The following is a 23,243-nucleotide window of genomic DNA, read 5'->3' as shown; positions in this document are numbered from 1 at the left end:
TTTATAAGAGGGATTAAATTATCACAAGCATTTAATTTGTGCATAAAAAAGGAGAATTTTTCCTAAATTTTAGTTTTATAAAAAATGGTGAAGATATATACACATGTCTTAACAAGGAGTTAAAATTTTTGTGACAAAAGAAAAAAAATTCTTTCATTTACACATGCTTTCTGATGCAACGGGAGAAACATTAATCTCTGTTGGAAGAGCTGTAGCATCGCAATATGCAATGAGTCAGGCAACAGAGCATATCTATCCTATGATTCGTAATAGAATACAGTTACAAAAAGCTCTTGATGAAATACAACAAGAACCAGGTATTGTTCTTTACACAATGATTGATGAAGAATTTAAACTTCTCCTTCAAAAAATGTGTAAAAAAATAAAAGTTCCCTGTATTGATATATTACATCCTGTTTTAAATGCTTTTCAGTCTTACCTTGGAATGCCAACACATTTACGTGCGAGCGCACAACATGATCTTAATGCGGATTATTTTCGCCGTATTGAGGCACTGGATTTTACAATAGAGCATGATGATGGACAGTCTTCCAGTAGCTTATCCGAAGCAGATGTGATTCTTGTGGGAATTTCAAGAACCTCTAAAACGCCAACAAGTATCTATTTAGCAAATCGCGGAATAAAAACGGCTAATATTCCTCTTATTCCTAATATTGATTTGCCAGAATCCCTTTTAGAGGCAAAAAATTCTTTAATTATTGGTTTAATTGCTTCAGCTGAAAGAATCTCACATATCCGCCAAAATCGAGATTTGGGAGAAAGTTTTGCTCTTGATAATTATACAAATCGTATCAACATAGCTGAAGAATTAATCTATGCAAAACGCATTTGCGAACGTTTTGGTTGGCCTATTATTGATGTCACAAGACGTTCTATTGAAGAAACTGCTGCTGCAATATTTGAACTGTTATCACGATTTCGTGAAGGAAATGAGAGAAAATTCTCATGAACGCAGATACGTTAATATTAGCATCTCTTAGTTTTTATCGTGCAAAATTATTAAAAAAAGCAGGCTTAAATTTTTCCATTGAAGGAGCTTCTTTTGATGAAAGAGAAGTAGAAAAAAAAGCAAAAGAAAAAACACCTAAAGAACTCAGCTGTTTTCTTGCGAGCGCAAAAGCAAAAAATGTTTCAGATCGTTTTCCTGATGCTTTCGTTATTGGTTGTGATCAAGTTCTTGATTTTGAAGGTCAAGTTTTTCACAAAGCAACAAATATTAAAGAAGCACATCAACGTTTATGTGAATTATCAGGAAAAACCCATTCTCTTCATAGTGCGGTAGCTTTATTTAAAAATGGTCAAAAAATTTGGGTTGAAGCTTTTAGTGCACATATGTCCGTTCGTTTACTCTCATCAGAATTTATTGAACGTTATTTAGCACGCGTAGGAAAAGATGTTTTAAACAGCGTGGGAGTATATCAAATTGAAGGAGAAGGAATTCATCTCTTTGAAAAAATTGAAGGAGATTTTTTTACCATTGTTGGTTTACCTTTACTGCCTCTGCTCATAAAACTGCGTCACTTAGGAATTATTGATGGTTGACTTAACAATAAAAAAAACAAATTATCCGCGTGCTTTTGTTGTTGGTTCTCCAATTCATCATTCAAAATCGCCAAAAATTCACAATTTTTGGCTTAAACAATATGGTTTACAAGGAGAATATATTGCACAAGAAGTAACATCTGAAGAATTCAGTCATTTTATTGCGTCTTTACAAAAAATAGGCTTTTGTGGAGGAAATGTTACTTTGCCTTATAAACAGGAAGCTTTTCGTTTAGCAGATTATAAAGATGAGAGAGCAACAATGATTGGTGCTGTTAATACACTTTGGTATGAAGGAGATAAGCTTTGTGCCACGAATAGTGATGCCTATGGTTTTAGCGCTAATCTTGATGATTTTGCATCTGATTGGGGAGGGGAAACAGCTCTTGTTTTTGGAGCAGGTGGTGCCGCACGCGCTATCATATATGCCTTAAAAAAACGCGGATTTGAACAGATTTATTTGATTAACCGTACAAAACAACGCGCTGATAATTTAGCTCAGCATTTTGGAAAAATCATTAAAGTTTACGATTGGCATAAAATCCATGAAATACTTCATCAAGTTGATTTGATTGTTAATACAACCTCTATTGGCATAAAAAGTCCAGAAGAAAAAAGTGATTCTTTTTTTTGCGATTTTCATAAAGCAAAAAAAACGGCGTTAGTAACAGATATTATTTATACACCATTGATAACTCCTTTTTTACAACAGGCAAAGGCTTGTGATCTCAAGACGGTTGATGGACTTGGGATGCTTCTACATCAGGCTGTTATAGGGTTTGAACAGTGGTTTGGAATAAGACCACAGGTAACAAAAGCTTTACGGACAGCTATTTTAGAGGATATGAGTGAAAAAAGAGAATGAAGATCATAGGATTAACGGGATCAATTGCTATGGGAAAATCAACAGTTGCTGATTTTTTCAAGCAAGCGGGTATTTCTGTTTTTAGTGCTGATGAAGCAGTAAAACAGCTTTATAAAAGTGAGCCAGCTTTGTCATTCATAGAGCGTATTTTTCCTGGTGTTGTTGAAAACGGTGAAGTTAACCGTTTGAAACTTTCTGAAATTTTGATTGATGATAAAGAAAAATTACAAACATTAGAAAAAATAATTCATCCTTTGGTGCAAGAAAAAGAAAGGGAATTTATTGATATAGCGCGTGAACAAGGGAAAAAATTCGTTATTCTTGATATTCCACTTTTGTTTGAAAAAAATGGTGAAAGTCGTGTGGATAGCGTTATTGTTGTTTCTGCTCCACCAGAAATACAAAAAGAACGTGTCATGATTCGCCAAGGTATGAATGAGAAAAAATTTGCCTTTATCAATGCTCAACAAATGCCAGATGAAAAAAAACGAGAACGTGCTGATTTTATTATTGATACAGGGAAAGATTTAGAGAATACACGTCAACAGGTTTTTGATGTAATAAAAAAACTAAAGAATTGAAGTTATGCGGGAAATTATTTTTGATACAGAAACAACAGGTTTAGATAAAGAAAAAGATCGCATAATCGAAATTGGTTGTGTAGAAATGGTTGATCGTTATCTCACAGGACGCCAATTTCATGTTTATTTAAACCCTGAAGGCGTTATTATTCCTGATGAAGTTGTAGCAATTCACGGATTAACCAATGAACGCCTAAAAAACGAGAAAAGTTTTAGTGATATTGTTGATGAGTTTTTAGAATTTATCAAAGACGCGACAATGATTGCGCATAATGCGAGTTTTGATATTGGTTTTATTAATGCAGAATTAAAACGTGTCAACAAACCGCTTATCAGTGTTGATAATATTCTTGATACACTGGCTATGGCGCGGCGTAAATTTCCTATGGGTCCTAATTCTCTTGATATTTTATGCAAACGTTTTGGAATTGATAACAGCCATCGTGTTCTTCATGGTGCTTTGCTTGATGCAGAGATTCTAGCCGATGTTTATATTGAGCTTATCGGTGGAAAACAAGGTGTATTGGGTTTTGATAACAGAAGGGGTGTTGATGAACATATCCAGAATGATAAAGATACATCTTATGCCGTTAAAATTCGCCCACAGGCTTTACCTTCAAGATTGAGTACGCAAGAAAAAAAGTTACACGCTGATTTTATCTACAAAATGGGTGAAAAAGCTCTGTGGAATAATTTCAAAATTCATGAATAACATCATCTTTTCTCTAAAAAAGTCACGATTGAAATTAAAGAATATCGATGTCAAAAAAAACGGTCGTTGTGGGGAGGGGAACACCACAACGACCCTGTCGCTACATCGTACCTCAGCTATCATAGGAGGAGCAAAATGAAAGCTATTAATCCTGTAACAGCAAAGAAAAGCTCTAGGTACTTAATATAAAGTGCAACGACTTCATGTCTTATGAAAAGAAAAAATGGCTTTTTAGAGGCAAAGTGAAAAAATATATAAGGACAAATTGTTTTTTTTAGCTGAAATGGAGAAAAAATTGTAATGAAAGCAACAGATCATCTTTTTTTGGTTGACGGATCAGGCTATGTTTTTCGTGCTTATTATGCTTTGCCGCCTTTAAAACGTAAAAAGGATGGACTTCCTGTAGGAGCAGTAGCTGGTTTTTGCAATATGTTATGGAAATTACTATGTGATGCTCGTAATACAGCTACGGGTGTTGTTCCAACACATTTTGCTGTTATTTTTGATTATTCATCTGATACTTTTCGGAAACAAATTTATCCTGAATATAAAGCGAATCGCGCTGAACCTCCTGAAGATCTAATTCCTCAATTCGCGCTAATACGCCAAGCAACGAAGGCTTTTAATTTGCCTTGTATTGAAAAGGAAGGCTTTGAAGCGGATGATTTAATTGCTACCTATGCAAAATTTGCAACAAAGGTTGGGGCAAAAACAACCATTATTTCTTCTGATAAGGATCTTATGCAACTCGTAAATACGCATGTATCTTTGTATGATGGAATGAAAGATAAGCATATAGGTATCTCAGAAGTTATAGAAAAATGGGGTGTTGCGCCTGAAAAAATGATTGATTTACAAGCATTAATTGGAGATTCAACAGATAATGTACCGGGTATTCCAGGCATTGGTCCAAAAACTGCAGCTCAGTTGTTAAATGAATTTGGTTCTCTTGATCTTTTATTGCAGCGCGTAACAGAAATTAAACAAACAAAACGGCGTGAAAACATTCAAGCTTATAGAGAACAAGTTAAAATGTCTCGTGAACTTGTCAGGCTTAAAACAGATGTTCCTATAGATAATGATTTAGATGATTTTGTTTTGGAGCCACAAGATGGTCCACGTTTAATTGCTTTTTTGAAAGCGATGGAGTTTTCAACATTAACGCGTCGCGTGGCAGAGGCAACGTCATGCGATGCAGCTGTTATTGACGCACTTGATATAGATGTTGAATGGGAAAAACTAAGCCCCAGGCATGATTCTGAGATCAAGAATACTGAGCACGCATCTCTTCATAGTTTTTCTGAAAATTCTCCACAAGTTTTTGCACAAAAACGTAAAGATCAAGCGCTGACTCAAAAAATTACAAGAGCTGCTTATACAACAATTCTTGATGAGAAAATTTTAAAAGAGTGGTTATCACAAGCACAAGAGCAGGGTTTTTTCGCTTTTGATACTAAAACAACATCTCTTGATCCGATGCAAGCAAAGCTTGTTGGTTTTTCACTTGCATTACAGCCGGAAAAAGCAGCTTATATACCTCTTGAACATTTTGATGAAGGAGAAGAGGACCTTTTGAGGGGCGGGCGCATTGCCTCACAGATTGAGGCCCGAAAAGCTTTAGCACTTTTAAAACCGATATTAGAAGATTCAGCGGTGTTAAAAATTGGTCATAATATAAAATATGATTGGTTGGTGATGAAGCAATACGACATTATGATAAGCTCTTTTGACGACACCATGCTTTTATCATATGCTTTTGATGCTGGAACTTTAACCCATAATATGGATGATTTGTCTGAACGTTGGCTTGAGCATAAACCAATTGCCTATAAAGATTTAACGCATAACGGAAAAAAAATTACTTCTTTTGCACAAGTAGATTTAAAACAAGCAACCCTTTATGCGGCGGAAGATGCTGATATAAAGCTACGCCTTTGGCAAGTATTGAAACCACAACTTGTTGCTCGTGGGATGACAAAAATTTATGAGCGTCTTGATCGACCCCTTGTAAAAGTTCTTGCAAGAATGGAAGAACGGGGGATTCTTATTGATAGGCAGATTTTATTGCGTCTTTCTGGAGAGTTGGCACAAGCTGCTTTGATTCTAGAAGAGGAAATTTATAAACAAGCTGATGAAAAGTTTAATATTGCTTCGCCAAAGCAATTAGGGGATATCCTTTTTGGCAAAATGGGATTGCCTGGAGGCGCCAAAACTAAGGGTGGACAATGGTCAACTTCTGCACAGACCTTAGAAGAGTTGGCTGCTGAAGGTCATATTTTACCGCGTAAAATTATTGAGTGGCGTCAACTTGCAAAGCTAAAATCTACCTATACAGATGCCTTGCCTTCTTATATTTTTTCAAAAACAGGGCGAGTTCACACGAATTATTCTTTGGCAATAACATCAACAGGTCGGTTATCATCATCAGAGCCAAATTTGCAAAATATTCCAGTGCGAACTGCTGAAGGGCGTAAAATCCGAACAGCTTTTATTGCTCCCAAAGGACGTGTGTTACTTTCTGCTGATTATAGTCAGATTGAGTTGCGCATTCTTGCACATATTGCGGATATAAAAGCATTAAAAGAAGCTTTTGCTAAAGGGCATGATATTCACGCTATAACGGCATCACAAATGTTTGGTGTTGCGATAGAAGGAATGCATTCAGATATACGACGGCGTGCAAAAGCGATTAATTTTGGTATTATTTATGGTATTTCAGCTTTTGGATTAGCTAATCAATTGGGAATTTCACGCCAAGAAGCGGGTCGTTATATTCAACTGTATTTTGAAAGATTTCCAGGAATTAAAGATTATATGGAGAAAACTAAAATCTTTGCACGTGAAAATGGTTATGTAGAAACAATCTTTGGACGTCGTATCCATTATCCAGAAATAAAAGCAAAGAATGTAAAAATTCGTTCTCTTAATGAGCGAGCAGCTATCAATGCTCCAATTCAAGGTTCTGCGGCCGATATTATTCGCCGCGCTATGATACATATGGAAGATGCTTTAAAAGAAGAAAAACTATCAGCAAAAATGTTGCTGCAAGTGCATGATGAACTGATTTTTGAAGTACCAGAAGAAGAAAGTAAAAAAACCATGACTGTTGTTAAAAATGTTATGGAAAATGCTACAATACCGGTTCTATCTTTATCTGTACCGCTTGAAGTAAAAGTCATGACGGCTCAAAATTGGGATGAGGCACATTAATTTTTTTATTTATTTTTAAGAATGTTGATTGCGTTAGAAAGATTAAGATAGGCTTTGATAGGCAAATGATCTGAAGCAATGCGTGCAAGCGGTGAATGATGATTTTCAATACTTGTTACCAATTGGTGGGGAAAAGAAAAAACTCTATCAAGGGCTAAAAAAGGAAAGCGAGAGGGAAAGCTTGGTACAACTTCAAAAGTGCTATCAAAATAGGGAGAAAAATGATTTAAAGATGAGCCTTTTCCCATCCGCCATTCATTAAAATCTCCTATAAGGAGTGTAGGCATAAGGGGGCGTTTTTGGAAAATTTCAAGGAGCATTTTTGTTTGTTGTTTACGAGAGTAACGTAATAAGCCAAAATGAGCCGCAATAATACGAATAGGGCCTGCTTCCATTTCCAACTCTACAACTACAGCCCCACGTGGTTCAATACTAGGAAGAGTGACTTGTAAAGTATCACGTACATATCCCTTTCGCAAAAAAAGAGCATTCCCATGCCAACCATGGCCATGAGGTGACATAGTATTAAGAGGTACAGGAATCAAACCGGTTTCAGCTTTTAATAGCTGAAGATTAATCAAACCAATGCGTTCCCCAAAACGTTTATCTGCTTCTTGAAGAGCAAGAATATCAACTTGTAATTCAGTAATAACACGGACAATTCTTGTAGGATTAAAAATTTTATCAACACCTACACATTTATGCACATTATAGGAAGCAACGGTCAGATCATAATTACTATTTTGATTGATGATGTTTGATTGATGATGAGAGCGGCTGTGAATTGCATTAAAAAGGGAGCTGTGGAGTTTTTGTTGGATAAAACCGGTAAACCAAGGGAATTTTTGCTTATAAGGTATTTTTGTCATTTTACGAAAAGAATAGTCCCTAAGAGGCCAAGGGTAAAGACTTACACTAAAAACAAAAGAACCTTGTCTCTTTTAGAAACAAGGTTCTTTAATTAAGTTATGATTTTTGCAATCAATCACGGTTTGAGCCAAGAAACTGTAGCAAGAAGACAAACATATTGATGAAATCAAGATAAAGATTCAACGCGCCCATAATAACTTTACGTCCTCTGGTATCGCTTTCATCTCCTTCATAATACATCAACTTAATGCTCTGGGTATCGTAGGCTGTTAAACCAGCAAAGATAAAAACACCAATCACAGAGATAGCAAACTGCAAAGCGCTTGATCCAAGAAAAATGTTCACAATCATGGAGAGAAACAAGCCGATCAATCCGATGAATAAGAAGGAACCGATTGCTGTGAGATCACGCTTTGTTGTGTATCCATAAAGTGAAAGAGCTCCAAAAGTTGCGGCGGAAATGACAAAGGTTTGCACAACACTTTCTGTCGTATAGCGCAAAACGATTGAAGACAGTGAAAGACCAACCAGAGCAGCATAACCAAAAAAGAGACTACGAGCAGCATTTGTGCTCAATGTATTAATTTTAAAACTGAGGAATAAGACTGCTATGAGTGGTGCAAACATAACAATATAAGAGAATGGCGATGTATAAAATGTTACTCCAAGTGGTGTTAGATAAACACTGCTATTGATTTGAGCTGCTGCTTGGCTCATATCTGTTGTCGTTGCTAATGATACAATTGCATAAGCGGCAGCAGCTGTAATAAGCAAACCAATGGCCATTGCATTGTAGACACCCAACATATAGTCGCGTAATCCCTGATCAATTGATGCATCGGCATGAGAAGCAGGTGCCGAACGTAAATCTTTAAAATTAGCCATAATATAAAATCCTTTAGCATATGTTCTGTCAGGTATAGGGCTTTAAAAGTGTCTCTGTCATTACACAGATAAGCTTGGTATAAGCCTTAATTGGGCAAATACAAAAACCCTTAAGAATCACTGACAGAATTCCAGCATATATGCTCTTATTATGGAGATTTATTTAAAAATTACAAGAGATTTATATGAAGAAGGAACCTTACAAATTGGTAAGGAAATAGTTCATTTTAATAAAAAATATTTCCATTTTTTGCCATATTTTTGCAAGATAAAAAGACTATACTTAAAAACTTTTCTATTTTCACAGAAACTATGTAATACAATCCCTTATAAAATATTCACTATTTTTGCGTTTATGAGAAGAGCGGCAAGTATCATCACACTATTTTCAACCTCCAATATTGCATCTGTTTTGCACGGTTATAAGAGCTATCGAATTGGATTTTTATATAATATATTGATATGTAATGATAAATTGTCTTTTTGAATGCTAAATGATACTCTAAATATCGCAAGCTTCTCTGGTTTCAAATCTGTTTATATTAATCAAGATTATTAACTTGCTTGTGTCTTGCAAGAGACATGGTTTTTATGGATTCAACATGAACAGATTCCAAATAAAAGAGATTTAGGCTATTAAGGGCTTTTATTCAATATGAAAAAAGGTAATTTATATTTATAATCAATATGTTGCTTTAACAAGACACCATTGAAAATAGTTGAAAAAATGTTTTTTATTAAACAATATATAAAATAAAAAAGGAGAGTTTTTAAATGAAGCACTTAAGAAAGGCTCTGTAAAAGCGATATCTGTAAAAACTAAAAAACATACGAAAAGCAATTGTTCTAATTAAATAAATGGAACTTTAAATGCTGTGAAATATCTCCTCAAAAATTATGATGTAGGACACATGGATAAAAAATATTGATTTCTATTTGAGTTCATTTCTTTTGCACTAACTAAGTGTAGAAATGTGAAGTTGAAAAGAAAGTAAGATCTTATCGTCCCATGAAGAGAAACACGTGAAATGACGAGCAACAAGAATTGATTAAGAGAAATCAATGCGTAATCAGACTTGTGATGATCAAAGCTCTCTGTTTTCTAAGGCAATGAACATATCAATGAGGAGATGTACTATTGGAATGACGCCTTCCTTTCATCCAAGTACGCAATTCTTCAATAAGGATGGCAATAACACCGAGAGTGATAAAACTATCTGCAAGGTTGAAAATAGCAAAATAAAAAATATCATCAATATGAAAAAGTATATAATCAGTGACATGATGAAAGCGAATACGATCAATGAGATTGCCGATGGCTCCTCCAATAATAAAAATAAGGCCAAAGCGCATTAAATACTTATTATATTCAGTATTTTTCCATAACCATAGAAGGAAGATAATCACAATGATCGTGATGGCGATGATTCCCCACTGAGAAAAGGAAGAAAAAAACGAAAATGCGATGCCAGAATTGCGCACATGATAAAGGGAAAGAAAAGGAATAAGCGAAATTTCTGTTCCTAAAGGCATATTGTGCATAACCCAGTATTTGACAGCTTGATCAAGTACTACTGTAAAAGCCAAGCCCAAGAGAAGAAAAGGGAGTGATTTACGAATCATGTTTTTCCTCACATGGTTCCAGTATTAAATAGGGGCGACGGATTTCATAAAGCATAACAGCTGTTGCTACAGCTAGATTAAGCGAGTCTGCTCGTCCGCTTTGTGGAATACGCGTAAGTTTATCACACCGATTCGTAAGAAGATCTGATAATCCCTGTTTTTCATTCCCCATTAAAAGGATAATAGGGCCATTTTTGAAGTCAAGTGTGCGATAATCCAGAGATCCTTTGAGGTGTGTTCCAACGATCATACCTTTAAAGTGAGAAGACCAGTTTAAAAAGGCGCTTTCATCAAAACGATAAAGTGGTACAGAGAAAATAGATCCCATGGTTGCACGGACCGTTTCAGGCGAGAAAGGGTCTGTTGTTTCACCAATTAAAATAACACCTTTAGCACCTACAGCATCAGCGGTTCGAATAATGGTACCAAGGTTTCCAGGATCACGCACACGATCAAGCGCGATGTAAACATCTTTAATCTGTCCTTTTATCATTTCAAAAGAGTGCCATTTTTGCTTGAAAATACCAATAACTGTTTGTGGGTTATCGCGTCGGGTAAGTGATTCCATAACTTTTTGTGAGGCTTTAATAACAAAACCACCGTTGGCTACAGCACGTGCGGCAGTATTTTCGATAGTAGCATTACCGATTTTACTTTTAGAAAAAATAAGCGTCTGTATTGTCCAGCCAAGATTGAGAGCATCAATGACCAATTTCAATCCTTCTGCCATGAAAAGACCTTCTCTATTACGGTTTTTCTTTTGGCTAAGTGCTTTAAGATCTTTTATGATGGGGTTGCTAAGAGAGGTAATTTCTTTCACTCTACCAGTTTTGGGTCTACACATATTCAAGCAATCCAACGGCTAAAAAGAGAAGTAGAAAGAGCACGTCCTGCAACTTCTTCACGCAAAATGAGTTCTCCTGATTCGACTGTACCACCAAGATTTACAAATGCATCACGCATTAAAGCATGAAGTGCAAAGAAGGAAGCACGAATAGAATAAGCTGTAAGGACAACAGAGAGCGGTTTATCAGAGAGAAGTTTACGACAATTTGTGATCATGGCGGGTAAATGATCAAACAGTTGCCAAATTTCACCATGGGGTCCACGCCCATAAGCAGGGGGATCAAGAAGAATCATATCATAGCTTTTTTTACGACGCAGTTCACGCTCGACAAATTTCATAGCATCATCGCAAATCCAGCGAATAGAATGATCTGGTAATCCTGCTCTTTCTTGATTAGCTTTTGCCCACGCAATGGCTTTTTTAGAAGCATCAACATGGGTAACATTCGCACCCGCTCGTGCTCCAATCAAAGAGGCAATACCTGTATAGCCAAAAAGATTCAACAATTTTATAGGGCGTTTGGCTTGAACAATTTGTTCTTCCATAGAGCGCCAATGGGCATCTTGTTCAGGAAAAACCCCCACATGACGAAAGGAAGTAAAACGGCCTAGAAAAGACAATCCATTCCAAGCAAGAGCCCATGTTTCATCAAGTGGCTTTTTAGGAAAATGCCAACGCCCAACCCCTTCTTCATCAAGGTTTCCTGTGAAAATAGCATCAACATCAGCCCATTGTTGTTGAGGTAAAGCGGGTTTCCATAGTGCTTGACCTTCTGGTCGAATAATGCGGTAAGCTCCATAACGTTCTAATTTTTGTCCATGACCAGAATCAATGAGAGCATAGTTTTCGCTTATACCCGTTTCTAAAATAAGGGGCAACTTTTCCTGCGGATATCTATTGTTATGGGAGGATTGAAAGTATTGTGCGGGCATGTTTTGTATCACGGTATATGAGGTATAAAAAGATATTATAAAGCTCTTAAATGTTTCGTAAAAGTGCAAAAAAGCTAAAGTCAATTAAAACATGTATAAAAAAAGAAAAAGAGCACTTTTAACTCTGTACTGAATATAAAATACTAAAGAGAAAAGATTTCATTTAAATACCATTACACCAGATTTGTGATAGATGTTTTCAATTTTTCAATCTCGGCTTTACTTTTTTTGAGAGCTTTTTTGTATTTGTGATAGGAAAACCAACTTATCAGATTTCCTAATAAAATACCAAAACCAAAGAAAATAAAGAGCCATATAAAGAGGGGAGCATGATAAGTAAAACTTTCAGGATTTGCTCGAAAAGGATCAAGGGTTAACGGAACCATTTGACGATTAGCCACGATAAAAACAATCAAAACCGCTGCGAGAATCACACCGATACTTGTTAGAAGAATACGTTTAATTATCATAAGTTTCTCACTGATTAAGACGGTCGCGTAAATCCTTGCCAGTTTTAAAAAAAGGAATCCACTTTTCTTCAACAGAAACAGCTTCACCTGTTCGTGGATTACGTCCATTACGGGCTGAACGGCTTTTTACAGAAAAAGCTCCAAATCCACGAAGTTCAACGCGATTGCCATTTGCAAGTGCTGTTGCAATTTCCTCAAAAATAGCGTTTACAATATTCTCCACATCCCGTTGAAAAAGATGCGGGTTATGACGAGCGATAATTTGCACAAGCTCTGATTTTACCACAATAGCCTCACTTTCACACAAAAAAATTTTGTAATTGTGCACTCCATGCATAATACAATATATAAACGGATAAAAGCAAAATAAAATCAAGAAAAAACAAATTGCAAGAAACAAAATTTGAAAATACCTTCTATAAAGGTTATACAGATTAAAAATGCGGAGTATTTAAGAGATCAGGAGAGTATGTCCGTACACAATCATTATGAAGCCTTTTCAACGCAATCATCTTGTGGAGATGTTTTAAAAAAAGCATCCCGTCATTCGCGTCGCATTAGCATATTAAAAATCTTTTTACCTCTCTTAGCGTTGATTTCAGCGCTGGTTTTTTGCTGGTTTACGTTTTTCTTGGTTCCCATTACTTCTGATTCTATGCCTTTGAACAATGGAGAAAGTGGCGTGATGAATTTGACGATGCTCAATCCAAAATTAGAAGGGTATACGCGTGCTCATGAACCTTATTGGCTTAAAGCAGAAAAGGCATTTCAAGACCATACACACGCTGGAATGATTGGGTTGCAAAACATTACAGCTAGAGCATTTATGGGCCAACAAAGACAGATTTTTCTCGCAGCACAAGGGGGGGTTTACGATAACATTAATGGTTTTTTACAGTTGGACAAGCCATTCACCATTACGACGAATGATGGGATGATGGTACAATTTATGTCAGCTAGTATTAACTTATCCGAGGGACAGTTAAAAACAGATCAACGTGTTAATATTCAGCAAGCCGGTTTTCATCTTGCCGCAAACGCCTTACAAATTCGAGAAAAAGGAAAAAACATGTATTTCCATGGTGGAGTGCATTTAGTGCTTCAAAAGCAATAACGCAATATCAATACAAATCTTTAAAGGATATTTATAAAGAGAAGTATGTGTATATACAAACAAAAGAATTGAAATAATGAAATCGTACAAAAGATGGATAGGTGTGATGTTGGCTTTTAGCATGGGAATGTTAGGAGGAGGAGCAGTTTTAGGATATGCTGAAGTGGCCCATTTTGGAATAAGTCTATCAAGCGATAAAGAACCAGTAGAACTTCATGCAGATTCTTTGGAAATACGTGATAAAGAAGGGATAGCGCTTTTTAAGGGTGATGTTTCAGTGGTGCAAGGTGAACGTCTTTTAAGAACGGCAGAATTAGTTGTTTACTACGATAAAGCATATAAAGAAATTGATAAAAATCAGGAAAATACAAAGGCATCATCTGTTTCTTTATTTGGTTCGTCGAGTATACAAAAAATGGAAGCTTTAGGAAAAGTTTATATAAAAATTGCTACGCAAGTTGCTACGGGTGATAAAGGCGTTTTTGATGGAAAGTCAAAAATGATGAGTTTGACGGGGAATCATGTTGTGTTAACTGATGGTGACAATGTGGCAACGGGGTGCAAACTAACGGCAAATATGGAAAGCGGAAAGGCTTTTTTAGAAGGTTGTGAAACACCTAAGAAAAAAGGTCGTGTTTCTATTATTTTAAAACAAAATCAAAAGAATGGTCATTAAGATTTCATGTTTGGAATCAAAATAAAAAAACAGACCGATAGGTATAATCTTGAAAGTGAAGCTTCAAAAAACCCCTTAAAAGGGACCTTGATTGCCAGTAATTTGATTAAAGTTTATCGAGGAAGGCGAACTGTTAATGGTGTTTCTTTTGGCATTCGTACGGGAGAAGCCGTTGGCATTTTAGGGCCCAATGGGGCAGGTAAAACAACTTGTTTTTATATGGTTACGGGGCTTATAAAATCTGATGGAGGATCCATTAAAATTGATGGATTTGATATTACGCATCTTCCGATGTATCGACGTGCGCGTTTAGGTATTGGATATCTTCCACAGGAAGCGTCTATTTTTCGTGGTCTTTCAGTAGAAAATAACATTAAAGCTGTTTTAGAGGTCGTTGAAAAAGATCGCCTTAAACAGCGTGAAGAGTTAGATAGCCTTTTACATGAATTTAAAATTGATCATTTACGTAAAATGTCTGCACTTTCGTTATCTGGAGGTGAACGTCGGCGACTTGAAATTGCGCGCGCTTTAGCTTCTCGTCCCCATTTTATGTTACTTGATGAACCATTTGCAGGAATTGATCCTATCGCTATTTTCGATATTCAACAACTTATTCGTCATTTAACGAAGCGTGGCATTGGTGTTTTAATAACGGATCATAATGTGCGTGAGACATTAGGGCTTGTCGACCGCGCTTATATTATTCATACAGGGCGGGTGTTAGTTCACGGTTGTCCTAACGATATTATCAACAACGTTGATGTACGCAGAATTTATTTAGGAAATCAGTTTTCTCTTTGATTTTACAGCTTTCACGAGTTTCCATTTAAGTTTAACCAAACATTATTACTGAAAATCTCCTTATTTATGCCAAAACTTCTTTTATGACTATAACCTTAGAATGTTTTTATTGAGTGGTGAAAAAAGCTTCATCATTAAAGAGTTAGTTTGTTTTTTTATAAGTTTAGCTTACTCATGATTGTATCATAGAAAAGATATCACTAGATTAACGTGATAATGAGTGATAAATGAAACTCTCAATAAATGCGTGTGTTATTGAAAGGTAAGAGATGTTTATCATATTTTTCTCTGTAATATATCGATGATGCTGGTTTAGGTATTTTAATAGGAGCGCCGGTTATTCAATAGGAGTTGTCGTATTTTATTGGTTTATATGGCCCTATTAAAAAATAGGAGCTTGACTACAGATATCAGGCTAAATCTATAAATCTTTTAAAATAACCATTAAATCTCTAAAAACCTTTATATTCTTGTTATAAGGCGGTATTCAAGCTATACAGTAATTTTCAAAGTAAAGGTCCATTTTGCTCAGTATGCTTTTCATTTTAATTTAAGGGATCATTTTTAAGAAAAGAAAAACTCTGATAGCGAATTATACATCAATTCTTATGACAAGTTTAATAAATTTATGAATAATGACCTTTTCTAGAGTCGTAAGGAAATTAACTTTATGAACAACTTCATTTCTTTGTTTTCTCATGCCGTTAATGAGGAGCTAAATACTATTTATTGTTGTGTTAAAAGTGATATGACATGTATTGAGTTATCATCCGTTATAAATTGAAAAATAAAAACACATGCGATGTTGCGAAAAGTGAAAGAACATTAAGTATCTATACCGTTTATAGGTTTATTGATGAGCATTTGAGCGTGTAAGAGGAAAATTAAAGTATGAATTTGAGTGAGTTAATAGCACCGGAAGCGATCATTCCGGCTCTTAAGGCTAATTCGAAAAAACAAGTTCTACAAATTTTAGCCGAAAAGGCTTCTAAGCTGACAGGTCTTAGTGAGCATGTAATTTTTGATGTTGTTTTGCAACGCGAGAAGCTTGGTTCAACGGGTTTGGGTGGTGGTATTGCGATTCCTCATGGGAAATTACCTGATATTGATCGGATTGTTGGTATATTTGCACGTCTTGAAAGTCCTGTTGATTTTGAAGCTCTCGATGACGAACCTATAGATCTCGTTTTTCTCCTTTTGGCACCTGAAAATGCTGGTGCAGATCACTTAAAAGCTTTATCTCAGATTGCACGTGTTTTGCGCCATGCTGATGTTGTGCAAAAGTTGCGCAATACGCATAATGCCAATGCGCTTTATGCTTTATTGATTCAAACTTCAGAATCAAATGCAGCTTAAAAGGTATTATGAGCGTATAAATTGCGAGGTATGCACCACAGAGCGTAGGAAATAATATAATTTGCATCTTAAGACTAATAACAAAAGGTTATGTCATGAGATTTAAAAAAAATCATTTCTAAGTGAACCTTCTTTTTAAAGAGCAAGCAACAAAAACGAAGGAGTTGTCCTTTCTTGTTCTCGTATATTAAAGCACCTAATTATTATGTTCATGGATTCTTTTATCCTATTATACTATAAAAACACTATCATTTGAGGTGTGGTGAGATAAATTCTGGAAATCTTCTTGATATATTAAGTGCTTTTAGAGTGCGTGGTAAATATTTTTAAGCAGGATTTGTCTGTAGAGCCTTTAGTTAAGTGAATCACATGAGTGGAAAGGCAAGGGGAACTCGACTCAACAAGAATCCAAACTTCTTATACACCAAATTGGGTTAAAAATCTTCACCCTCTGAGGGTGGGGCAGTAATCAATAGAAAAGTTTATTCGTGCATTGAATTTTTTTGTAAATTAAATTTTGGTACTTAGGGATAATATTATTAAGATTCAAGTAGAAAATAGGGGATATTGTATCCCGTGTGTGTCAATATATTGATTTATAAAGATAATTTACTGTTTTACATGTTGAATGAGAGATCCGAATATCATAAGATTCCCTCATGCCGAACCTATTTATGTTGAATCAATCAAAACCATTCACTTACACGATTACAATCAGGGAAAGCCGTGTGAATAAGATTGTATGAGACAAGGAGTAAAAATGCTTCTTATGAACCGTCTCAAGTGCCAAGGGCTGTAGCAATATTGGAAGCTGGCAAAGTGTGATTAAGTATGATTTAGATGTCAGCTGTTGTATAGAGCTCATACTAAAAAATAATTTTGTACGGTAAGAATGAAAACTATACCTTTAGGTTGGGTGAAAGAGTTTTTATGCATAAGAAGATTTATTCAAGTGTCTTTAATTGATTAAAATGTTGTTTAAAAACGGTAATGTTAGAACTTCTATAGAAAAAAGTTTTATATTTCTTGTTATAAATTACTTAGAAATAAGATAAGAGAACTTGTCAAAAAATTCTTAAAACGTTTTTGGTAACAGGAAGAAAGGAATTGTCTAATACATTTAAAATAATATGTTTAAGCTATTATAAGCTACTAGAATCACTTTAGAACTTAAAAATTGGAGATGAAATATATAGGAAGAGTTAATAGGAGCAAAAGAAACAAAGTTACATGTAGTTGTTGAGACAAAATCTAGTACTTTATGTTTCATGACCAATGTAGTGATAATAGTCTATTACTTTTTTAAGATATTTTGAAGATTATGAAAAGGCGATATGGGAACGATGTTGAATACGAAGTATGAATGCACTATAATGGATAAAAGGTGAGGTATTTACGAACATAAATGTATTGAATGTGTGAAGTCGAGAAGTGATATTCGCAAGGCTGTGAAATTTTTGGGGAGCTCAGGGTATGTTTGCAAAATTTTGCAGCAGATTTCTTGTGATATTAAAGAGTATAGTTTATTTCTTAACAGAGTGGTGGTGTATTTTCATTTCGTTTTGAAGTTCTATTGCTTAAAGAAAGCGTTTTTTATACAAAAACGAAATGAGTAGCATAAAATAAAAATGTTATTTTTTAATGTGGTTATTGAATAAGAAGTTTATATTTTGGTAACACCTAAAAGGTCACAATGAAATGTAGAGATCTATTTTGATTGGTGTGAAAATATTTTGCTTATTGGAAGAATTAGGACAGTGATACATGAGTATCGAGGTTTTTTTGAATTTTTCCAATGAAGAGAATCTTGTTAGAGACTAAAGAAGTGAGCTAAATAAAGATGTTTGAAAAGACTGTTATTGCTGCATCTGTAATGGTTCTGGTTACAGCTGGGGCAGCATGTGCACAAACGCCAAATCGTTTAAATCAATTTGAAGCATGGGGGGTCTATTCTTATAAATCGCCCCAAAATACGATTTGCTATGTGTTATCGGTACCTTTGAAGGCTCTTCCAACGACGGTTAATCATGGTGATAATTTTTTCTTAATTACCAAGCGTTCTCATTCACCTGTTTCGTTCGAACCGCAGTTTATGGCTGGTTATACGCTTCAAGAAGGATCGAGAGTGACAGTGACCATTGGAAATAAGGACTTTAATTTTTTCACGAAGGATTCCTCAGCTTGGTTGGCGTCATCAGAGCTAGAAAAGCAGCTTGTTTCTGCTATACGTGCTGGAAACAATATGACAGTGCAAGCGATATCAAAAAGAGGAACGCATACCACCTATACTTATTCCTTAAAAGGGGTCACTGCTGCATTAAACGCAGCTCAAAAGTGCCATTAAGGTTTCGATAACTTCTAAAATAGTGATGTGAATTGGAAAGCAATGGCCATTTCCTATGACCTTAGACCAGTTGGTTCATGTTTTGCACGAAAAACAGATAATGTGGTCGTGAAGGAGAGTTCTAAGCTCTCTTTAATTGGTTTGTCGCAAGATGAAATGATACAAGCTTTAAAGACAGTTGGTGTACCAGAGCATCAAACGCGTATGCGTATGCGTCAGCTTTGGCATTGGCTTTATGTGCGTGGTGTTTCAAATTTTGATGAGATGCTGAATATTTCTAAAGCAATGCAAGAAACACTTAAGTGTCATTTTTCCATTATGCGTCCAGAAATTGTTGGAGAACAAATATCAAAAGACGGTACACGTAAATGGCTTTTACGTTTTCCTGCACGTGGAGCTGGAAGACCTGTTGAAATTGAAACGGTTTATATCCCTGAAGAAGGACGCGGTACTTTATGTCTTTCATCGCAAGTAGGGTGTACGTTAACCTGCTCTTTTTGCCATACGGGAACGCAGATGCTTGTTCGTAATCTGACCGCAGAAGAGATTTTGGCACAACTATTGGTTGCACGTGATTGTTTGGGTGATTTTCCTGATAAGAATACCCCTGATGGAGCAATTGTTCCCATTGAAGGACGAAAAATTACCAATATTGTTATGATGGGAATGGGAGAACCTCTTTATAATTTTGAAGCTGTTAAAAAAGCTTTATTGATTGCCTCTGATGGCGATGGCCTTTCTTTATCAAAACGTCGAATTACGCTTTCAACTAGTGGGGTTGTTCCTGGAATTATTCGAACCGGAGAAGAAATTGGTGTTATGTTAGCAATTTCACTCCACGCAGTACACGATACACTAAGGGATATGCTTGTTCCCATTAATAAAAAATATCCGCTTGCTTTACTAATGGAGGCTTGCCGTAATTATCCTGGTCTTTCCAATGCAAAACGAATCACATTTGAATATGTTATGCTGAAAGATATCAATGATAGTTTAGATGATGCTAAGCGATTGATTCAGTTATTGAAAGGGATTCCTGCTAAGATTAATTTAATCCCTTTTAATCCGTGGCCAGGGAGTAATTATCAGTGTTCTGATTGGGAGCAAATCGAGCGTTTTGCTGATGTCGTTAATCAAGCGGGCTATGCTTCTCCTATTCGGATACCGCGTGGACGCGATATTTTAGCTGCATGTGGACAGCTTAAATCAGCTTCAGAGCGCTTACGTAAATCTGAACGGTTACGACTTGAAAATGCCATTGGTCATTAGTTAACGCAATTTTCAGCGATATCGAGGCCTATGCTTTTTTTCAGTAAATCATCATATAATAGCATGTGTGAGACAGAGATTAAGATAGATAAGTGCTAGACGAACAGTCTCAGCTTTTATATGCTAAATGGGGTAAGATATTGTCTATAGTCTGTTTGCATAATCTCTGAAATAAGAAGGAAGCCTAATTTAGAGGGAATATGAGGTCTTAAGGATTGTAACTAATTTCTACCTTATTATCATACTCTTTAATTCGGTTTTATGTCTTTTAAAAGCATTTACGGTAATATCTTTTAAAAAGTGGAGATTGTGCACTGCCTCATGCTTTTGTTTATTACGTTCTTTAATAAGATCACGCTACACAAGCAAAACAGAGGATCTAAAATATAAATACCATTGTGTTGTCCATTGATATGTTTTTTAGGTATCTCTGAGTGCACTCTTCATATCACGACAATGCCTGTGAAGAATATAACAAAAAGGCTCTGTGAAATGTACTGTACTCCTACACCTTTATGTTTAATAAAGGTGTAAGTTGATACCACCATTCTATTTTTTAGCTCCCAATGTTGTAAACAGCTTTTGGCACTTAAGATGGTTCATAAGAGGTATTTTTATTCTTTTCTTAGACAGTTTTTATCCATACGAAAACTCCAGCTTCGCTTGTGATGTACAAAGGAAAGGTATTGTTTTATTCAACATAAACGGGTTTGAAATGAAAAAATCTTATAATATTTGTTTTTTTATTTAAATTAAAAGCGATACATTACACTTATAAATCAATGTTTTGTAACGATAAGGAGATGAAGGGCAAAGCTGGTAAAAGTACCAGCAATAAGCCAGTCGAGAAAGCGAATATAAAGAGGGTTCTTCTTGAGAGTTTTGGTAAGTTTATGCGCTGTAAAAACGATTGCAATTGTAATAGGAAAAGAAATAGGAATATAAGAGAGTCCTAAAAAGAGTAACTTTTGTGTTGCCATAGGATCATTCGCATTGATAAATTGCGGTAAGAATGTCGCGTTAAAGAGTATAACTTTAGGATTGAGAAGATTGATTCCAATACCAGCAAGATAGTTACGTTTAGCGCTTTGAGATTTAGAAGATGTCTGTTCAAAGGAAAAAGTGGGGTTTCTCCGTAACGCTTGAAAGGAAAACCATAAAAGATAAAAGGCGCCAACAATTTTCAGAAGAACAAAAGTATGTGGTGCAGCAAAAATAAGCGCTGATAAGCCAAGTGCTACAGCGGTAACCTGAATGGCAAACCCTGTTGCACTACCCAAGGCGCACATAATTCCAGCTTTTTTGCTTTGTGTAATGGTTCGTCCTACAGAAAGCATCATATCTGGTCCTGGAATAAGTGCTAAAATCAACGATGCTAAAGCAAATTGTACAACAATAGACCACTCCGGTAGAAATGACACGTAAATCTCCTTTTATTTTTAAGCAGTATTCATTATTTATACTTTGAGGCACCTTTATTTACGCTTTTTGCGTCTTTTTAATGTTGCTTAAAAAGAATTTATTTTTATATTTCTTGCATCGTTTTGATTTCTGCGTAGAAATAAAAAAAGTAGCTCATATAGAACGTTAAAATGAAAAAGTGGCAAAATATTAGAAAAGTTGTTTTGGCTTATTCAGGTGGATTGGATACGTCAATTATTCTTAAATGGTTGCAAAGTACGCTAGGCGTTGAAGTTGTAACTTTTACAGCAGATTTGGGGCAGGGGGAAGAGCTGGAACTTGCTCGTCGTAAAGCTGAAATGCTAGGTGTTAAAGAAATTTATATTGAAGATTTGCGTGAAGAATTTGTGCGTGATTTTGTTTTTCCGATGTTTCGAGCCAATACCATTTATGAGGGGACTTATCTTTTAGGAACATCAATTGCACGTCCACTTATTTCAAAACGCCTTATTGAAATTGCTAAGGAAACAGGGGCTGATGCCATTGCTCATGGGGCAACAGGAAAAGGCAATGATCAGGTACGCTTTGAGCTTTCCGCTTATGCGCTTAATCCTGATATAAAGATTATTGCTCCATGGCGTGATTGGGATTTTAAGAGTCGGACAGATCTCTTTGAATTTGCTCGTATTCATCAAATTCCTGTAGAAAAGGATAAGCAAGGTGAAGCGCCTTTTTCAGTGGATGCAAATTTATTGCATTCTTCATCAGAAGGAAAGATTTTAGAAGATCCAGCACTTCCTGCTCCTGAATATGTCCATATGCGTACTCTTTCGCCGGAAGATGCTCCAGATCAAGCAACCAGAATTACTCTTGGCTTTAAAAAAGGCGATGCTGTTTCAATCAATGGAAAAAATTTATCTCCTGCAACTTTACTTGCAGAATTAAATCATTATGGGCGCGATAATGGTATTGGTCGGTTAGATTTGGTAGAAAATCGCTTTGTGGGTATGAAATCGCGGGGTATTTATGAAACACCAGGTGGAACCATTCTTTTGACGGCTCACAGAGCGATAGAATCTTTAACACTAGATCGTGGTGCAGCTCATTTGAAAGATGAATTGATGCCACGTTATGCAGAACTCATTTATTATGGATTTTGGTTTTCGCCGGAACGTAAGATGTTGCAGGCAGCTATTGATTTATCTCAAGAACATGTTGAAGGTGAAGTCACGTTAAAGCTTTATAAGGGGAATGTAATTATTGAAGGGCGCCAAAGTAAAAAATCACTTTATTCTAGTGAGTTGGTAACTTTCGAGGATGATCAAGGTGTTTATGATCAAAGAGATGCAACTGGTTTTATTAAATTAAATGCTCTACGTTTGCGTACATTAGCAATGCGTCATCAAGGTGATAAAGAAAAGAAATAGAAAATTACGGTGACAAGTGTAATATGGATTAGTGCTTTTGTATGAAATGCCTAGTTTAAGCATTTTTCTGTTGGTTTTTACCGTTCTTTCGTTCAATACTAGAAGCTTATCTTCTGCGCTAATAAATATAATAAGCAAAACCCATGATAATAATAGCAATGAAGGCTTCGATAATCAAAACAAGTCAATTTTGCTTTATAATATTGAATGTTTTTGATTTTTATCAGAACAAAACATGTTTATAACGAGGGCGGTTTTTGTATTGTGACTTAAGAGTATAAAGAAATTTTCATCTTT

The 23,243-nt window shown here is 35.7% G+C and carries 21 protein-coding genes; 13 read left to right on the top strand and 8 right to left on the bottom strand.

Going from position 1 to position 23,243, the window contains the following annotated elements; genetic code table 11:
• The first annotated feature begins 130 nt into the window (after positions 1 to 130).
• From ACFIKN_RS04730 to polA, 6 genes are all read left to right on the top strand, one after another.
• A complete protein-coding gene (locus ACFIKN_RS04730) occupies positions 131 to 970 on the top strand; it encodes a pyruvate, water dikinase regulatory protein (protein WP_273790174.1) in 840 nt (279 codons plus the stop codon).
• Positions 967 to 1,563 carry a Maf family nucleotide pyrophosphatase gene (locus ACFIKN_RS04725; RefSeq protein ID WP_375611343.1) on the top strand — a complete coding sequence of 199 codons (597 nt, stop codon included), beginning with the start codon at positions 967 to 969 and terminating at the stop codon, positions 1,561 to 1,563. The genes ACFIKN_RS04730 and ACFIKN_RS04725 overlap by 4 nt, the downstream gene beginning before the upstream one ends.
• Positions 1,556 to 2,428 (top strand): shikimate dehydrogenase, encoded by an 873-nt coding sequence (locus tag ACFIKN_RS04720; protein WP_375611344.1) that lies wholly within the window; start codon positions 1,556 to 1,558, stop codon positions 2,426 to 2,428. Before ACFIKN_RS04725 ends, ACFIKN_RS04720 begins: the two co-directional genes overlap by 8 nt.
• Positions 2,425 to 3,009 carry a dephospho-CoA kinase gene (gene coaE / locus ACFIKN_RS04715; protein ID WP_273790177.1) on the top strand — a complete coding sequence of 195 codons (585 nt, stop codon included), beginning with the start codon at positions 2,425 to 2,427 and terminating at the stop codon, positions 3,007 to 3,009. Before ACFIKN_RS04720 ends, coaE begins: the two co-directional genes overlap by 4 nt.
• Positions 3,010 to 3,013: 4 nt before the next feature.
• Entirely contained in the window at positions 3,014 to 3,721 is a 708-nt protein-coding gene (gene dnaQ / locus ACFIKN_RS04710; protein WP_273790178.1) for a DNA polymerase III subunit epsilon, read from the top strand.
• Between the two features lie 300 nt (positions 3,722 to 4,021).
• Positions 4,022 to 6,931, top strand: a complete 2,910-nt coding sequence (gene polA / locus ACFIKN_RS04705) for a DNA polymerase I (RefSeq protein ID WP_375657982.1) — start codon at positions 4,022 to 4,024, stop codon at positions 6,929 to 6,931.
• A gap of 5 nt (positions 6,932 to 6,936) precedes the next feature.
• Here the strand turns inward: polA and ACFIKN_RS04700 are convergent, their stop codons facing one another.
• From ACFIKN_RS04700 to ihfB, 7 genes are all read right to left on the bottom strand, one after another.
• Positions 6,937 to 7,800: an endonuclease/exonuclease/phosphatase family protein gene (locus ACFIKN_RS04700; RefSeq protein ID WP_375643022.1), complete on the bottom strand. Its 864-nt coding sequence runs from the start codon at positions 7,798 to 7,800 to the stop codon at positions 6,937 to 6,939.
• Between the two features lie 112 nt (positions 7,801 to 7,912).
• Entirely contained in the window at positions 7,913 to 8,686 is a 774-nt protein-coding gene (locus tag ACFIKN_RS04695) for a Bax inhibitor-1/YccA family protein (RefSeq protein ID WP_273790181.1), read from the bottom strand.
• 1,119 nt (positions 8,687 to 9,805) lie between these two features.
• Complete coding sequence (lspA, locus tag ACFIKN_RS04690; protein WP_375630620.1) at positions 9,806 to 10,309, bottom strand: signal peptidase II; 504 nt, start codon at positions 10,307 to 10,309, stop codon at positions 9,806 to 9,808.
• Complete coding sequence (locus ACFIKN_RS04685; protein WP_375630618.1) at positions 10,299 to 11,153, bottom strand: TrmH family RNA methyltransferase; 855 nt, start codon at positions 11,151 to 11,153, stop codon at positions 10,299 to 10,301. The genes lspA and ACFIKN_RS04685 overlap by 11 nt, the downstream gene beginning before the upstream one ends.
• 2 nt (positions 11,154 to 11,155) lie before the next feature.
• Positions 11,156 to 12,088 carry a class I SAM-dependent methyltransferase gene (locus ACFIKN_RS04680; RefSeq protein ID WP_375637260.1) on the bottom strand — a complete coding sequence of 311 codons (933 nt, stop codon included), beginning with the start codon at positions 12,086 to 12,088 and terminating at the stop codon, positions 11,156 to 11,158.
• Positions 12,089 to 12,261: 173 nt separating this feature from the next.
• Positions 12,262 to 12,558: a lipopolysaccharide assembly protein LapA domain-containing protein gene (locus tag ACFIKN_RS04675; protein ID WP_273790185.1), complete on the bottom strand. Its 297-nt coding sequence runs from the start codon at positions 12,556 to 12,558 to the stop codon at positions 12,262 to 12,264.
• Positions 12,559 to 12,565: 7 nt separating this feature from the next.
• On the bottom strand, positions 12,566 to 12,844 hold the full coding sequence (gene ihfB / locus ACFIKN_RS04670) for an integration host factor subunit beta (protein WP_273790186.1): 279 nt from the start codon (positions 12,842 to 12,844) through the stop codon (positions 12,566 to 12,568).
• A 183-nt stretch (positions 12,845 to 13,027) separates the two neighbouring features.
• On the opposite strand from ihfB, the gene lptC reads away from it, so the two are divergent.
• The 6 genes from lptC to rlmN all read left to right on the top strand — a co-directional run bounded on the left by lptC (position 13,028) and on the right by rlmN (position 20,118).
• Entirely contained in the window at positions 13,028 to 13,672 is a 645-nt protein-coding gene (gene lptC / locus ACFIKN_RS04665) for an LPS export ABC transporter periplasmic protein LptC (RefSeq protein WP_273790187.1), read from the top strand.
• Between the two features lie 76 nt (positions 13,673 to 13,748).
• The gene (locus ACFIKN_RS04660; RefSeq protein ID WP_375643020.1) at positions 13,749 to 14,348 is read left to right on the top strand and encodes an LptA/OstA family protein; all 600 of its coding nucleotides are present in this window, start codon (positions 13,749 to 13,751) and stop codon (positions 14,346 to 14,348) included.
• A 6-nt stretch (positions 14,349 to 14,354) separates the two neighbouring features.
• Entirely contained in the window at positions 14,355 to 15,149 is a 795-nt protein-coding gene (gene lptB, locus ACFIKN_RS04655) for an LPS export ABC transporter ATP-binding protein (RefSeq protein ID WP_273790190.1), read from the top strand.
• An 891-nt stretch (positions 15,150 to 16,040) separates the two neighbouring features.
• Positions 16,041 to 16,505, top strand: a complete 465-nt coding sequence (ptsN, locus tag ACFIKN_RS04650; protein WP_273790191.1) for a PTS IIA-like nitrogen regulatory protein PtsN — start codon at positions 16,041 to 16,043, stop codon at positions 16,503 to 16,505.
• A 1,840-nt stretch (positions 16,506 to 18,345) separates the two neighbouring features.
• The gene (locus ACFIKN_RS04645; protein ID WP_273790192.1) at positions 18,346 to 18,849 is read left to right on the top strand and encodes an invasion associated locus B family protein; all 504 of its coding nucleotides are present in this window, start codon (positions 18,346 to 18,348) and stop codon (positions 18,847 to 18,849) included.
• Positions 18,850 to 18,891: 42 nt separating this feature from the next.
• Positions 18,892 to 20,118, top strand: coding sequence for a 23S rRNA (adenine(2503)-C(2))-methyltransferase RlmN (gene rlmN / locus ACFIKN_RS04640; protein WP_375654291.1), 1,227 nt, complete (start codon positions 18,892 to 18,894; stop codon positions 20,116 to 20,118).
• A 779-nt stretch (positions 20,119 to 20,897) separates the two neighbouring features.
• On the opposite strand, the gene ACFIKN_RS04635 is transcribed toward rlmN, so the two are convergent.
• Positions 20,898 to 21,539: a LysE family translocator gene (locus tag ACFIKN_RS04635; protein WP_375630609.1), complete on the bottom strand. Its 642-nt coding sequence runs from the start codon at positions 21,537 to 21,539 to the stop codon at positions 20,898 to 20,900.
• Positions 21,540 to 21,710: 171 nt separating this feature from the next.
• Here ACFIKN_RS04635 and ACFIKN_RS04630 point away from each other — a divergent pair, with 171 nt between their 5' ends.
• On the top strand, positions 21,711 to 22,946 hold the full coding sequence (locus ACFIKN_RS04630) for an argininosuccinate synthase (RefSeq protein WP_375630607.1): 1,236 nt from the start codon (positions 21,711 to 21,713) through the stop codon (positions 22,944 to 22,946).
• Positions 22,947 to 23,243: the final 297 nt, after the last annotated feature.

Origin of the sequence: Bartonella sp. CL436QHHD, from assembly GCF_042195105.1 — a bacterium.
In the GTDB taxonomy this organism is placed as follows: Bacteria; Pseudomonadota; Alphaproteobacteria; order Rhizobiales; family Rhizobiaceae; genus Bartonella.
This window is presented reverse-complemented; position numbering and strand designations above follow the sequence as displayed.